Origin of the sequence: uncultured Desulfosarcina sp. (assembly GCF_963664155.2) — a bacterium.
GTDB lineage: Bacteria > Desulfobacterota > Desulfobacteria > Desulfobacterales > Desulfosarcinaceae > Desulfosarcina.
Genome location: NZ_CAXXXH010000001.1, coordinates 867,666 through 883,264, shown reverse-complemented (window position 1 = coordinate 883,264; position 15,599 = coordinate 867,666). Strand labels below are relative to the sequence as shown.

The following is a 15,599-nucleotide window of genomic DNA, read 5'->3' as shown; positions in this document are numbered from 1 at the left end:
GAAAACATTATAACATATTGTTATAAAAAGAATTTATTAATTAGCCGAGAAATATTACGAAAATTTAGTTAGCTGATAAAGACTTTTTAAAAAGATCATATTACAACACTCGCCTGTAAAAAAAAAAGCCTTGCAGATAGACTATCTACAAGGCTCGATTCAAATAATCACAATCGTCGGGTCGAACTGATGATTTACCGAGAACTCGACACCCAATCGGCCTGACGCTTGCAAAAGTGTGGACTTTCAGCCACACTATACTAAAAAATTAAATATTAAGGGATGTTATCGTCCCCAATAGCTAAAACCGGTTCCAAGAATTGAAACACTGAATCCTCTCATGAAGCTGGCGGTGCCACTTGCATCGACCATCAGGATATCCCGGTCATTGATGGTCATCTCTTTAACCTCCGGCTGATTCAAATCAAGATCGATGATTTCCCTTTTCCCGTCTGGCGCAACGCGCACCAGTTTAAGCTTGTCCTTGACGGCCCAGGATTCAAGGCCACCGGCTTCTACCAGTGCCTCCTGAATGACCGTACGGTGCTTGATGGCATAGGCACCGGGCCGTTTCACGGCACCGTCGACAAAGAAGACGCCGGCCTCGGGAATGAAAATCACATCGCCGCCGTTGATTTCGATATTTAAGCCAACGTTGCCTTTGATAATCAACTGGTCCAAGTCGACCATAATAACATCGGGTTGTCCTTGGACATGGAGGGCTTTGCGAATTTGAGCGATCTGGCCGGCCTTTTCACTCAAACCGCCCCCCAGGGCGATGGCATCAAGCAGGCGCTGTTTGTTGGGATAATCAAACGTGCCGGGATTCTTAAACTGCCCCACCAGCGTGATGCGTTGGCTGATGTGCTCCTCGACGAAGATACTGACATGGGGATTCTTGATGTAGCGCTGCCGGTACAGGCTTTCAATTTTTTCTTCAGCCTCTATGGCGCTCAGACCCTTTACATCGACGATTTCGAGCAACGGAAGGGTAACCCAACCGCGTGAGCTGACCCGAACTGTCGTATCCAGTTCCTTGGCCTCGAACACGTTGATTCTCAGCAGGTCGCCCTCACCAAGGAGATATTCACCCGGTTCAGCGTTCGTTTGGACCTGGGATAGAATCATCTCATTCATCCTGCTGATTTCGTCTTCCCCCAGGGAATAGTCGACGTGTTGTCCATCATTCGCCTGCTTGTTCGTAACGGCCTGGTTTGCAGAAGCACAGGCACCCAAAAATGAAATTCCAATCAGCAATAATAGGACATGCACCGAGGTTGGCCCAAGTGTACGTGCGAACAAAGCATGCATACGGCTTGTCCGTTTTAAATCCTTCACCGCGGTTTCTCCTTTTGTGACGTGCACCGATGTAGCGATGCAGGATTGGGCGATAGACAGAATAGTACCCGGCATCATGGCGTCGACGGACTCACGGAACCACCTCCGCCTCCACCGCCGCCACCACCTCCACCGCCGCCACCGCCGAGGCCCAGGGCAACACCTGCGATCGCTACAACGCCCAAGGCACCATAGGCAATTTTTTTGCCGCTCGACATGCCAGGCTCCGATTCCGGCGGCTGTTTGGCAGCCGGTTTTTCATCCTTGGGCAGGCCAATATCCATATCCGCTTGTGAGAGAATAATTTTCTTGCCGGATTGAATCGTCATCAGGCCGTTATCGGTGAACACATCCATGGATCCACCTTCGGCAACTCCCAACTCACTGCGGTTTTTAGTAACCGCCAGATATCCTTTAATCGAACCATCACCAAAGGCAGCATTGAGTCGGATGCTTTGGACACTGATTTGACCGTCCGGTGTAATGAAAGAAAAAGAGCGCTTAATTGCCGACGTCTTAAAATAAACGGTTCCTTCCCTGATAAACAGGTTTCTCTGCCGGCTGGAGGTATTGATGGAAAAAACACTTTGATCTTCACCCACAAGGTAAAAATCGTCCAGCTTGACGGCGCACCTCCCGTCAGTGGAGATGATCGATCCTTCGGGAAGGGGCGCCTCTTTGGTGTAAACACCCACGATTTCATCGCCACGATAGAGGGTTACTTTATTGGACGGATAAATTCTATCCGAGTCAGCCAAAACGGCCACACCCTGGCTGACCATAAAAAAGCTCACTAAAAAAGCAAATACCTTGATTTCGATTCCTTTCCTTCTGATGAAATTCATGACATGAACCTCCTGCATCCTTTTTAAAAACGTTATTGAAAAACAATCATATCCAAAAAGAGAAGTAATAGTATGAAGATGAAGAACAAGCCAAAAAAATACCAAAAGAAGATTGCGGACCTGCTCGCGGCCGGCATCGATAGGTCGGGGCGCTCGCACCAGCGTGGCAGATAGTGTCTTTTGGTATCATAACGATGCCGCAATACCGGATCACGAAGGGTCCGATAGGCATCGTTCAGTTCGACGAACCGTCGACCGCTGCCCGGCAGATTTGCATTGGTGTCAGGGTGGACCTTAACTGCCTCTTTGCGAAAAGCATTTTTTATTTCCCGCGTATTGGCTCGTGATCGAATTCCCAGAAGATGGTAGTAATCTCGTGAAGCATCGGAGGCTTGGACTATCCCAAGTGCCCTGGCGGCGGGAGTGAGTTTTTCCGTGAGCTGGCGCGAGATAATGCCGTTGTCAAGGCAAACCCTCATGAAGGTTGCGGCAAATGTCGGGTTGGACCCGGCGGTCGGATCGACAATTGAACGGCATAATCGCAGATGATCGGCATCAGCGGCGATAAGCAAAATCAGCGACGGAGTGTCGTTGCGCTCATCCACCTGCCGGACAAACTGGGATAGCAATTGTTTTTGCTGACAGGGATTGCTCGACGGTGATATCAATGATGCACTAACTCTCCAACATCGGCTGATTGTCCCGATTCTCCAACCCATAACTGGAATAGGACTGATACGATTTGTAGTATCCCCCGTAGCCGTATTTCCTGTTGAAATCCACTTTGTTAACGATGCAGCCCAGGATCCTGCCGTTCACGTTCGTGATAGACTGCTTGAAGTGTCCGATGGCTTCACGACTGGATTCTCCGATGCTGCTGACCAAAATGATACCGCCGACACTTTTGGATAGGATCAGGGTGTCGGCAAATCCAATATGCGGCGGGCCGTCCAGGATGATTCGGTCGTATTGGTTGCTCAGCCTGCTCAGAAGGATTTGAAACCGTTCTGAGGCAAGTAGTTCCGCCGGATTTGGCGGAACCGGGCCGGAAGGAATGATTCCCAGGTTTTTAGTACGGTTGTTATACATTTTCAGCTCATCGGTAACCTCGGCCAGAAAACTCGACAGGCCATTTCCGTTGACTCGATGTTTTAGATTAAAAACTTCATGCAGGCGAGGTTTGCGCAGATCGGCATCGATGATCACGGTCTTTTCGCCAGCGGCGGCAAAACTCAGGGCCAGATTGACTGCCACGGTGGTTTTGCCTTCACTGGGCAGGGTGCTGGTAATCAGAAAGCATTTGGAACGGGCGCCCGAACCGGAAAGCTGAACGGAAACGCGTGTTGAGCGGATGGCTTCGGAAAAAGGCGACCGCGGATGACGCAAAAACGCGTTTTCCAGTCCATGCTTGTCGGGTTTGGCCTGTGGAATCGTTCCGAGCAGAGGAATTTGAAACCGGTCCGATATCTCACTGGGCTGGGTCACCGTATCGGCGAAGTACTCGGCCATGAAGGCGCAGCCGATGCCGCCGAGCAGACCCAGAACGATGGATAGCAGCAAATTAAGTTTGACGTTCGGCTTGACAGCCAACAGCGGCAGATCGGCACGATTGACGATCTGAATGTTGCTCGAAGAAACCCCGGCCATGGATTCGATTTCTTTGGCGCGCTGCAACAGGCTTTGGTATATGGCCTTGTTGGTGTCCACTTCGCGGGCCATGATTGAATACTGGGTGGCGCGATCGTTCAGATCCAATACCAGCTTTTTCTGGTGCTCGATTCGTTTTTCCATGGCACTGACAATTTTCTGTGCGGATTCGTATTCGTTTTCGATGGATAGAAAGATCCCTTTTTCCTGCTCCTCAATCAGCGCCGCGATGCTGTCCATGCGTGCTTTCAGGGTTTTTACCTTGGGATAGTCGTCATGGAAGGTCGCTTTCAACTCCTCGTACTCAGAGCTCAGATCGGCGAATTTGTCCTTCAGGCTGGCGATCAGGTCGCTTTCCAGCACCCGGGGCAGATTGGCATGGCCGTCCTTGACGGCCTGTTCATAGGTGGCTGCTTTAGTGATCATGTTCGCCTCGGCCGTAGCGAAAGTCGAGTTCAATTCCTCCAGATGGCGGTAAATACTGTTAATACGAGCATCCAGTGAAACGATCCCGGCATGCTTGGCAAAATCGTTGAGGCGCTCCTCGGCTTTTTCAAGGTTGATCTTGGCCCGGTCCATCTGCATCATCAGAAAATCCCGGGCAACCCCGGAGGCATCGACCTTCAATTCCATCTTCCACCTGATGAAGTCTTCAACGATCGTGTTGACAATGGATTGGGACAACTCGCGGTCCGGTGAGCGAAAAGCCACATCGATCAACATGGATTTGCGGCTTGGGGAGACCGTGAGATTTTCCGACAGGTATTTGGCCACCTCCTGATGTGCGGCAATATCCTCGGCAACCGCCGGCTGGGACTGCCCGGGCGAAACAATCCCAGCCAGGGATTTGAATGCCCTTCCAATTCGCTGAAATACTCTTAGTCGACCGTCATTGAAAACCATTTTCCGGATAACGGGATGGGCAATTAAATCGAGTTTTTGGATCACACGGTGGATCATCGCTTTGCTGCGTAGCAGTTCTACCTGGGTTTCATAAAATTCCCGCGCCTGGATTTCCGACCCCAAGACCTCCTGGAACGTAGTCACATGAGGCGTCTCCTGACTGACCTCCACAACCGCAGATGCCTCATAGATTCTGGTGACGGCCAGGGTGAATATCAATGTTGACAAAAACACCAATATGAGCACTGTCAGGATCAGCCACTTTCTACGCAGGATGACGTCGAGGTAGTCGCGCAGTTGGATATCCTCGGCCTCCTGCCAATTATAGAACGGCTTCTGATAATCGTTGGCTGGAAGATGATTGCCGGCAACATCCGGTAGCATTTGATTTCCGAAATTTCCTACGTATTTTTCTTGATCTACCGCCATCTGACTACCTCGTCATTTGATATGTAATCTCATTGAAAATTTTGTTGACGTCCTATATTGCTCAACAGCTTAAGATCTTCTATCGGTTTCGACCTTCTCCAACCGGAAGTTGTCTAACCAGACAGTACCCCTGATTTTCGAGTCGAAACGCATGCTCGCCCGGCGCCGTAGGCGCACCACCGCCGCACGGCTGTCCACGGGTATCTCAAACTCGATGGATTCCTCATGCCAACCCTGAGATCCTGTGATCATGGGGCCGGCGTGGTAAAGACCCGGTTTGTCGTAGCTGTAAATCTCCACAAACGGGCCCTGGTCAGTTGTAATCCCTCTGCTTTTGAAGGCATACGTAAGGCGATATTTTTCTAGCGGGTATACTGCGAAAATCTGGTAAAGATTTTGAAAAGAAATGTTTTCCTGACCATTGAAAGTGATTTTCAGGGCATAATTACCTTCTACGGCCTCGTTATAACTCCGTTTCAATTCCCAGTTGCCGTCCTTTTCACCCCAGTGACGCCAATCAAAACCCTGTCCGGTAATGTTTTTTTCGAACCCCGGGTTGGAAAGGCCGGTGCTGCCGGTGTATTTGTGCCAAATGTCTATCGATGCGGGTATGCGTTTATGGTTCAACAGAAAATGGGCATAACGCAGGGCGGTCTCTTTTCCCGGTTCGGCGACCGCAGCCATGGCCTGCCATACCATCAAACTCTCGTCGGTCATGCTCCAGCGCGTCAACCAGTCGAGATAAGCTGCCAGATTCGCCGGTTCTAATGCAGCGATTACGGCTGAAGTTTCACCGCCAAGGTGGGTGTGCAGCAGTTGCAGCGCATCCTGTTCAAGCTTTTTTTGGGACAACAGGTAATTGGTGTTGCGGGTTAAACACGCTTCTATCCCCAGTTCACTGGCCAATACCATCTGCGGCCACTTCCAGCGAAACACCTGATCCGTCATCCTGGTGGTGAACCTCAGGATGTCTTTGGCTTTTTCTTTGCGCCCCAGTGCAGCCTCTATTTCGGCCAGCCTTAACCAAGCGTCGACAAAAAGGATGTCCTGTGATACGGCCTGCCGGAAAAACCCTGCTGCCCTCTCCGGTCTCTGTTGCAGCCAGGCGTGCATGCCATGTGCATACAGGGCCTTCGGATAGAATTCGAGCCGCTGTGCCTCCTCGTATGAGTACGAATAACTATTAAAACGAATGGCCCGGTGCGGCCAGTTGGAATAAACCGTCCAGCACCCCAACACAAATAGAGCTGCGCTTAATAGAATGCGAAGTGACGTACGCATCAATTACTTTCTACCAGAATCGCCACCAGCGTTTTTTCCTGCTTCCGGTCATCGCCTCGGAGCGTATCATCGGCTGAGGGATCTCGCCGTTCAGCACGCGAAGAGGATTATCCATGGTTATTCGCCGAAGGTTCTCCTCACCGATCATCTTTTGCAGGCTGCCTATCGCCGCCATTATTTTAGCCGGGTGGTGCCATTCCGGATGGTGGCTGTCGGTGGCCAGGCAGTGGATTTGGCCGTTTACGGCCATCAAGCGGGCGGTGAGGGCAACCGCCCGGCCGTATTGACCGAGAAAACTGCCCCAGTTGACCTGCAGGTACACGCCCGATCCGATGAGCCGTTCAATCAGTCCCGGATTGGCCGCAAGCTGAAGGCATCGCTCGGGGTGGGCCAGCAGAATTGAATATCCCTTGGCCAATATGGAAAAGATGACCTGTTCCCATCCCAGCGGAAGTTGCTGGAAAGACGGCTCAATCAACAGACAGGAAGAATTCCCGAGGGTCAGCAGGCGGTGATCATCAAGCAGATCAGGAATCCGCGGGTCAATGGCGATTTCCATTCCCGGCAGGATTTCCAATGCCCATTCATTATCCTTGACGGTTTGATTCAAAGCGGCAACCTGTGTGTTGATCCGGTCGATGGACGGCATCCAGGTGGTTCCTGGCACCATGTGCGGGGTGGCTGCAATAGTGCGATAACCGGACCGAACCAAAGCCTGTGCCATCTGCAAACTTTCAGCAGCGGTTTCCGATCCGTCGTCCAACCCGTGAAGAATGTGACAGTGCAAATCGATCATTTGGGGTTTAAATGGTCAGGCATTGGTGCGGATTGGTTATGATAGCGTTTATTCAGAATTCGATGTTGGAAATACGATGGTCGACTTTAATCGTCTTGCATGGTTGCGTGCAAGCACTCAAGATAGCCATGAGAACGGCGAAATACAGGCAATTGGTCGGGATTTGCAGGTTAAAATCAAAAAGACTGTGAACGGCCATTGAAATCAATCCGCTGAAGGCGCCTACAGCTAAATAAAAACGCAGGGGGTCCGTTTTAAAATCGAGCTGTTTGATGCGTCGGGCACTCTTTCCAAGGAAAATGAAGAACCCGCCCATTAGCGCGAGAAATCCGATCCAACCTGCCTCTATCAGAAGCTGCAGGTAGTCATTGTGAGCATGGATAACCGTTTTTTCTGATATCAACGATTGGTTATACACGGGGAACACATTTTCATAATTTCGCAAACCAATGCCCAGTGGGTGGTCTTTGATAATCGGCAGACTATCCCGCCAGATATCCCTTCGTGAACCGCTATCGGCGCCGAGGGTTAAAAATCGCTGCATAATCGGTCCGACGCCGATGGTCATGGTGTAGATGCACATCAGAACGATAATGGCGACCAGCAGCACCCGGGTTTGCATGGCCACTGCTCTGATTCCCGTTCGCGCCATAATCGAAAATGCCAGAAAGCCAACCAGTCCGCTGACGATACCGGCCCGTGAGCGAGTGAAAATCAGGGCCAGCAGAAAAACAATGATGCCCAGTGCCATCAGCGATTGCCGGTTGAGCCTGTCGGATTTAAGCAATTCCTTCAACGAGTAGACCCGACCGGTCATTGCCAGCGTGATGCCCAATGCGAGCGGCCAGATCATCCCGATAAAAGCCGCAAAGCTGTTGCGGTTGATAAATGTACCGCGGGCAGTACCCATGTAATCCTTGATATAATCAACCCAGAGCACACCCATGGACGGTACCAGCGCCTGAATCAATCCGTATGCCGCCTCGAGCAGGCCGATCCCGATCATCACGGACACCACACGGTTGAGTGTTTTCCTTTCGCTGCAAAGATTCCGCACCACGAAAAAGAAAAGTCCCAGGCTGAGCAGAAAAACCCACCAGGATAGTGCGACTTCGGGCAGATAGCTGAGGGATTCCCATTCGGGTGTGACGCCGGTAAGCGCCCAGGCTTGAGAGAGGGTGTCAGCGCGTGTGGGACTGAGAAAAGAAATGACCGGGTACGGGAAAGGAAGGCACAGAAAAAGCGTCCAGAAGAAAAATAGGGCAACCAAAATAGTCATCGCGCCGGCTCGAGGGAAAGCTGCTTGATCGCGCGTGGTGAACAACGACAGAATAACCGCAGCGATCATCATCAAACCATAAAGCGACCACACCCATGGCTGAACGGCGGCGAAAAGGATTGGTATGGTTCCGATAATAAAAAGACACAATATGTTAACGATGGTCATAATGCTTTTAATGTGACCGAAGTTAGTTTGAATTTCCCCCGAAACAGTGGACACCGAGTTAAGCCGCAAGCGGAAAAGTTTCGTATTGCTGCGGCGTTGCATAATCAAGCACGGAGTGACGTCTTTTTCGGTTGTAGAAGATTTCAATATAGTAAAACAGGCTGCTGACAGCTTCGGACCGGCTAAGGTACCGGTGATGATTCACCCATTCGGTCTTAAGCAGATGAAAGAAGCTCTCAGCGACAGCGTTATCGTAACAGTTTCCTTTGCGGCTCATGCTGCAAATCATGCCATGCTTGGAAAGCAGTTTCTGGTAATCACCGGAAGCGTACTGGCAGCCTTGATCCGAATGATGCATCAACCCCGGTGCTGGGGCTTGTTGGTCCAGTGCCATCTCAAGTGCATGTAATGCAAGCTGACGGTTCAGCCGGGATGAGGTGGCCCAGCCGACAATTTTGCGGTTAAACAGATCGAGCAGAACGGCCAGGTACAGCCAACCCTGTTGGGTGTGGATGTAGGTGATATCACCAACCCAGGTACGATCCGGAGCATCCACGGTGAACTCCTGGTTCAACAGGTTTGGTGCTACCGGCAGGTTGTGCCGGGAGTTGGTTGTGGCTTTGAATTTCTTTTTGATACGAGACCGGATACCGGCTTCACGCATGATCCGGGCGACACGGTTTTTACCACAGCGAACGCCATCATCGGTAAGATCCCGGTGTATCTTGGGTGAACCGTAGATGCCATGGCTGGCAGCATGCAGGACACGGATCTTGTCCTCTAAAGCCCGGTTTTCAATGCTTCGACGGCTCTCCGGACGTCTGAGCCATGTATAAAAACCAGAGCGGGAGACCTTGAGCAACGCGCACATGCGGCCTACCTTGAACGTCTCCCGGTGGGCAGAAATGAATCGAAATTTCATTTCTGATCCTCCGCAAAGTAGGCCAGCGCTTTTTTTAAGATATCACGCTCTTCTTTAACCCGGTCCAGTTCACGTTGAAGATCTTTGAACGCCTGGTCTTCAGGATTTCGCTTCCCTTTTCCGGGGAAGGCGTTTTGAGGATCATCGGCCAACTGCATTTTCCAGCGACGTAGGACACTGTATTCGATACCCAGATTTCTGGATGCTTCGGCGATACCGTATCCCTTTTCAGTGATCAGCGCTACGGCCTCCTTTTTAAATTCTCGGCTGTAGCTCCTTCTTTTTTTCTTTGACATTGGAACACCTCCTGTTGCCCATATACATTGGGCTTTTTGAGGTGTCCACTAAATTGGGGTAAATGCAGTTCTCGCCAAGCCGCCAGGTTCCCCAAGGGTAAAACTTTGGTCTTTCTTTGGGCGCTTTGCGTCTTCGCGAGAGACAATTATTTAAGATTAAATCGCATTCTTCCAGGCTTCCCGATTAATAAAAGTCAGGAAAAGAATTTTTAGATCGAGCCACAGGCTCCAATTTTCGAGGTAGTAGAGGTCATTTTCAATTCTTCTCTGAATCGAGGTGTCGCCTCGCCACCCATTGGCCTGCGCCAGACCGGTGATGCCGGATTTAACCCGATGCCGGATTCGATAATTCGGGAATTCCATGCTGAATTTTTCTACAAAATGCTCTCTCTCCGGCCGGGGCCCGACGATGCTCATATCACCAACCAGTACATTCCACAGCTGGGGAAGTTCATCCAGGTTGGTTTGGCGCAGGATTTTTCCGAAAGGTGTCACCCGCTTGTCATCGGGTATGGTCCAAAGCGAGTCGGAATCAAGCCTTGATTGTACAATCATGCTCCTGAATTTAACCAAGGTAAATTCTTCGTTGTTGTTTCCAATTCGTTTTTGTTTAAACAAAATTGGACCTGGCGAGGTCATCTTAATGGCAAGGGCAATAATCAACAGGACAGGGGAAAGGATGAGCAAGCCGACAGACGAAACGATAATATCGAATGACCGTTTGATAATGCGGTTGCTGAAGATGCTCAGGGGTTCGTTGCGAACAGCGATCACGGGAATATCGCCTAAGCTATTGAGAACCGTCCATTTTGGGATGATGTTATAAAAGTCCGGTACAATGCAGAATCGCACGCCTTCTATTTCGCAGCGTTCAACAATGCGCCTGATAGCAGGCGCTTCGTTTAACGGTTTGGCAATGATCACTTCATCAATTTGATGTTTTCGCAGCGTTTCAGGAAACAGTTCCAATTTGCCGAGATAAAGCTCCTTAAGTGGGGGGTTCAACGGTCTATCAGACAATATCCCTTGAATTCGGAAACCCAGTTCCGGCGTGGATAAAATTTTCGCGATGACCTGCTTGGCAGAATGTCCGCTGCCGATTAACAGAACGGATTTTTGCTGATACCCATATTTCAAAAATCGTTTGGTAATGACCAAATAGATTAAACGCAGGATAGTTGAAGCAATGACCCCGAAAAACAACGGGTAGAGGATCAGTTTGTCATTGGGTCGGAATTCGCCAAAAATGGCAACCGTCGCAATCGTAGACGTGCTCAACACAGAATAAGCGATTAAGATATCTTTCAATACGTTAATGGTCTTGGACAGGCGATTGATTTTAAGAATGCTCGAATTGACGGATATTAAAAACCAGTAAATGACGATGAGTCCCATAAGGATGTTACCTTTCAAGGGAATCATCGTTGCACCCTGGTAATGGGTGAATACAGCAAAGAAAAAGGTGAACATGATTATTAAATCGATGATGAACAGGCTTCGGGAGTTCCCGTTTTCCATCTTAGGTCCTCGTTTTATTCAATTAACCGCAACTTGATGAATGATTGCTTCAAACGAATCAGCAACTCGGGAAATCGGAAAGTGTCTTTCCGCATAGTCTCTGGCATTTTTTCCCATGTTAATGCGCAGCGTCCGGTTTTTTTTCAGTTTACGTACCGCCGAGATACATTCCTCCACCGACCCGGGAGTTACAACGATTCCGGCGTGGATGGCTTCGGTAATTCGGGCACATAAATTCCCCCTATCAACGGCAACGACGGATGCTTTCTGCGCACAGTAAGCAGACCATAGTTTTGATGGCACGCAATACGTACCGGCAGATGCTTCTATCGTAACCAGCGTTACGTCCGAGGAGGCCAGTAAAAAAGGGTAGAGGTGTGACGGTTGAAGTGGCAACTGGATCAGATTGGAAAGCGTTTTGCCGGCTAATTGATCATTTAACAACCTATGTCCACGATCGTCTGTGGCAACAACGAAGATAATTTCATTGTCATCAATCAGGCCAGCGGCTGTGTCTGCGATAAGTTGAATACCTTGTTTCTTTCCCAACGTACCGCAATATAAAATTACAAACTTTTCATTTAGTCCATTACGTTCAGAAAATTGATTGTTTCTCGGCAACACGGGAATCTGCTCGATCGGTCCCCAGTTGGGTATGACGCTGACTTTAGAGGGATCGATATTCCACTGATTTAAAAAAGGGATAAAATCCTCTGTGATGGAAACGATTCGGTCCGCATGCTGTAGGGCGTAGATCTCAATTTTATTCATGTAGTTGTATACAAAGCAGCCGAGGGAACGGCTGATGTTGGAAATAACCGATCTTGCCGCAATACTTAGTAGATCGTGGAGCCAAAAGATAGATGGGACTGAGTGGTTGCCTGCCCAGCGAATTATTTTTTTTTGGGCTTCCAGCGGTGTATTCCCGGATATGATCACATCCGGCTGCCATCGGTTCAATTCTTTTATCGCCAGGGCTCCGTAGCGTCGCTCCTGTAGCCATCTTTTCAGGAAATCATCTTTTTCAACGCTATCAGTATCGATATTGACGATTTGCAGTCTTTGACTGTTTCTATTATTACAGGAAGCCTTAGGACCGCCGCTTGCTTCGGAAAAAAGATGCAGAACGCTGTGTCCACGTTTTGATAATTCGCGGCTCAGTTCAAGTGGAAAAGAAAATCCTGCGTAATCATGCACGGCAATGCGCATCAATACGTCGTTCTTAGCGGATTTCTGTAGCAGATGAGAGAAATTGTTTATCGTTTTTCATGCAGCATCCTTTAATAGCGAGTTTTCGAAGAGAAAGTCGGCCTGAATACTTCTGCCCTTGCGATCGTATACCATATTGTAAATTCCACTGAGACACCATCCCCGTTCTTTGAGCCAGGCGATGATGTCATCCGCCAGGGCCTGGCCGGAGTACAGTTCAACAAACGAGCATTCAACATATACATGGGAAAACAAACACAGCAGATCCTCGCACCCCCGAAGTGCCTCCAGTTCATATCCCTGGACATCCAGCTTGAGCATGGCCGGGCGAACTATGTCGTCAGGAGTGATGTAGTTGGACAGTGGGCCGATTTTTACTTTTTCCGTGCGGATCTCGTGGGTCCCTGGAAATAACATTTCCTGCAGGGGTGAGATTGGATGCAGGGAAGATGAATCATCAGCCGCTGATACATGGATGGTGGTCTCGCCTGAATGCGGTCCGATTGCAACCTGATGGAGAGTCACTCCTGAATCCCCTCTGAAAGTTTTAAGAAAGCATTTAGCGGCATCAGCGAGCGGTTCAAACCCAGTAACCTTGGCTTTTGGGGCCCATTTTTTTGCGGCCAGCGCAAACTGACCGCGATTAGCACCAATATCCACTACTGTGGACATTGTTGACTTAAAAATTTGACGGTGTTCTGTTCCTGCAAGTACACGGTTTGAAACCAATGCCCTTAGCAATCGTATGGACCGTGAAACTTGAAAGATTTTATTAAACCGTCTCAGAAACGGGGGAAAATTCATCTTAAGTTTGCAATCAGGCCTTTGCGGATTTTTTATTACATATATCATTAAATAGTTTCGAGTACTTTTGATTGTTGCGGTTATAGATGTCTACGAAGTTTCGTGCCGCTGCTTGTGATGCTGCCTCAAAGGCTGTAGGGTTGCAAAGCCACACTTTAATCTGTTCTATGGCTGCAGGAATGAACTCTTCACTCGTATTAACAACCATTCCGAAGCTATTATTTACAATTTCAGGAATGCAGCCGCGACCATAGGCAATAATCGGAATTCCATAGCTCATAGCTTCCAAGACAACCAGTGGTTCTGCTTCATTCCTATAGCGCGTTGGAAATACTAACGCGTCAATTTGTTTAAAAAAATCATCCTTTTGCCTTCCATATTTCGGACCGACATAGTCAACGTTCTGCAATTCGGCCAAGCGTTTAAATACAGTGCGTTCAATGCGAGAATCATGAAACGGACCAGCCATCTTTGCCTGGATTGGTAAACTATTTGATTCAACATAAGACATCAAATTGAGAAAATCGAAAACCCCTTTTTGGGCTGAGATATTGCTAATGAACCCAAGAGTTCGAATATTAGAGCATGTTTTGTTCACTGGGATTTCGTTGTGATTGCAAAAAACCGCGTTAGAAACAGAAACTGTCTGCGGCACGCTGTAGATAAGACGCAATTGTTCTGCCATTCGACCTGAAAGTGTGATGTGAAGTGATGATGAGCCGGCGGTGCTCATTAGGATCTGGGTGTAAGCTTTGCGACTTTTCAGATAGGCAAAGCTATGGTGGTGCATGAATAAATCCATCCCCTTCATTCGCGCTAACGCGACAAGAATAATCTCGAAAATTTGACCTATCCCACCTGATACGCTTAAGTATAGTCTATCATCCCACACTGGTCGCAAAATGGAGAGACGGATAAAGGCGAGAAGGATTTTAGTAAATTTGATTAGTTTTGTAATGATTCGATTGTCCAAGTCCGGTGCTGATACATCTATTACTAATGGATCAATGTCCAAAGACCGCAACCGACCAAGAACAGCAGAATTCACAAGTGCCATGCCGTGTGTGGGTGGTGGGAAGGCGCCGACCATGACGATACGAAATCGATTATCTTTCAATGAAATATTTTGGCAGCGGTTGTTTTAGAAAGTATTCTTTAAGTTATCATTGGAAAGTAGTTTGTCGGTTTAAGCTAACTGGCATTTGGTTTAAACTGTTTATTTCAATATTCCATTAACTACACAAGACAGCGTAATGCGCATAATAAAACCGTCTCCACATGGGGCCGAACATTTTTGGTAATAAATTATTCGTAAATATTTTGAATAATTGTTGAGATCTTGTTAATCTGTCTTTGGCTGAAATAAAGTGAATTGTATCCATGTTGAGAATTGGAACATATGTTCTTCTATCAAAGATTCTATAGCCATTGGAGTATAGCAAATTCTCGAAGCTACGGTATGAAAAAAACTGAACATGTCCTGCCTTATTAACAGTTTCATGGCTGAAAAGGGACTTGATTTTATTTGCTAAGAGATCTTCAAGAGGCACCTCAAAGATGACATGTAGAAGTTCAGATTTAATCTGACAGTTACCGATTTTGACAAGGTGTCTGTCAGTTCAAATTCAGGCTATCTTTTTCTCTTTCCAGATTTGTTTTCCATCTTCAAGCGTTTCCATCGGGGTTCTGCCACAGCACATCTTTCCTTGATGAGTTCGATCATGATTGTACTCTTCAAGCCACAGGTCAAGATTAACTTGAAGCGTTTCGATATCCCGGTAGATCTTTTTTCTGAACGTAACCTGATAAAATTCCTGTAGCATTGCCTTGTGGAACCGCTCACAAATTCCGTTGGTTTGAGGTGACCTGGCTTTTGTCTTGGTGTGTTCAATATCGTTAATGGCCAGATAAAGCTGATAATCATGGGTTTCGGCCTTACCACAGTACTCGGTGCCTCTGTCGGTTAAAATACGCAGCAGCGGCAGCTGGTGCTTCTCATAAAATGGCAGAACCTTGTCATTGAGCAGGTCAGTAGCGGTTATCGGCGTCTTGGTGGTGTACAGTTTGGCAAAGCCGACCTTGGCATAGGTATCGATAAAGGTTTGCTGGTATATTCTGCCTACGCCCTTTAAGGTGCCCACGTAAAACGTCAAATAAAGTTTGG

At 48.4% G+C, this 15,599-nt stretch carries 13 protein-coding genes and 1 pseudogene; all 14 read right to left on the bottom strand.

The annotated features are described in order from the left end of the window. Nucleotides 1–285 precede the first annotated feature (285 nt). Nucleotides 286–1,338, bottom strand: a complete 1,053-nt coding sequence (locus tag ACHZBS_RS03935; protein ID WP_319405225.1) for a polysaccharide biosynthesis/export family protein — start codon at nt 1,336–1,338, stop codon at nt 286–288. Nucleotides 1,339–1,412: 74 nt separating this feature from the next. Then, nucleotides 1,413–2,288, bottom strand: a complete 876-nt coding sequence (locus tag ACHZBS_RS03930; RefSeq protein ID WP_319405224.1) for a hypothetical protein — start codon at nt 2,286–2,288, stop codon at nt 1,413–1,415. Continuing rightward, entirely contained in the window at nt 2,216–2,851 is a 636-nt protein-coding gene (locus tag ACHZBS_RS03925) for a J domain-containing protein (protein WP_319405223.1), read from the bottom strand. Before ACHZBS_RS03925 ends, ACHZBS_RS03930 begins: the two co-directional genes overlap by 73 nt. 7 nt (nt 2,852–2,858) lie before the next feature. Further along, a complete protein-coding gene (locus ACHZBS_RS03920; protein WP_319405222.1) occupies nt 2,859–5,117 on the bottom strand; it encodes a polysaccharide biosynthesis tyrosine autokinase in 2,259 nt (752 codons plus the stop codon). Between the two features lie 114 nt (nt 5,118–5,231). Beyond that, nucleotides 5,232–6,443, bottom strand: a complete 1,212-nt coding sequence (locus ACHZBS_RS03915; RefSeq protein WP_319405221.1) for a tetratricopeptide repeat protein — start codon at nt 6,441–6,443, stop codon at nt 5,232–5,234. Between the two features lie 10 nt (nt 6,444–6,453). Then, nucleotides 6,454–7,239 carry a CpsB/CapC family capsule biosynthesis tyrosine phosphatase gene (locus tag ACHZBS_RS03910; protein WP_319405220.1) on the bottom strand — a complete coding sequence of 262 codons (786 nt, stop codon included), beginning with the start codon at nt 7,237–7,239 and terminating at the stop codon, nt 6,454–6,456. Between the two features lie 52 nt (nt 7,240–7,291). Beyond that, complete coding sequence (locus tag ACHZBS_RS03905) at nt 7,292–8,518, bottom strand: O-antigen ligase family protein (RefSeq protein WP_319405219.1); 1,227 nt, start codon at nt 8,516–8,518, stop codon at nt 7,292–7,294. A 226-nt stretch (nt 8,519–8,744) separates the two neighbouring features. Beyond that, nucleotides 8,745–9,608 (bottom strand): IS3 family transposase, encoded by an 864-nt coding sequence (locus ACHZBS_RS03900; RefSeq protein ID WP_319404664.1) that lies wholly within the window; start codon nt 9,606–9,608, stop codon nt 8,745–8,747. Further along, the gene (locus ACHZBS_RS03895; RefSeq protein WP_319404665.1) at nt 9,605–9,904 is read right to left on the bottom strand and encodes a transposase; all 300 of its coding nucleotides are present in this window, start codon (nt 9,902–9,904) and stop codon (nt 9,605–9,607) included. The genes ACHZBS_RS03900 and ACHZBS_RS03895 overlap by 4 nt, the downstream gene beginning before the upstream one ends. Before the next feature lie 156 nt (nt 9,905–10,060). Then, a complete protein-coding gene (locus tag ACHZBS_RS03890) occupies nt 10,061–11,422 on the bottom strand; it encodes an undecaprenyl-phosphate glucose phosphotransferase (RefSeq protein WP_319405218.1) in 1,362 nt (453 codons plus the stop codon). Nucleotides 11,423–11,440: 18 nt separating this feature from the next. Next, the gene (locus ACHZBS_RS03885) at nt 11,441–12,631 is read right to left on the bottom strand and encodes a glycosyltransferase family 4 protein (protein WP_319405217.1); all 1,191 of its coding nucleotides are present in this window, start codon (nt 12,629–12,631) and stop codon (nt 11,441–11,443) included. A 57-nt stretch (nt 12,632–12,688) separates the two neighbouring features. After that, complete coding sequence (locus ACHZBS_RS03880; RefSeq protein WP_319405216.1) at nt 12,689–13,435, bottom strand: FkbM family methyltransferase; 747 nt, start codon at nt 13,433–13,435, stop codon at nt 12,689–12,691. Nucleotides 13,436–13,448: 13 nt separating this feature from the next. Then, entirely contained in the window at nt 13,449–14,552 is a 1,104-nt protein-coding gene (locus tag ACHZBS_RS03875; protein WP_319405215.1) for a glycosyltransferase family 4 protein, read from the bottom strand. 508 nt (nt 14,553–15,060) lie between these two features. Then, nucleotides 15,061–15,585 (bottom strand): annotated as a pseudogene (locus ACHZBS_RS03870) (integrase core domain-containing protein); the annotation flags it as partial. Nucleotides 15,586–15,599: the final 14 nt, after the last annotated feature.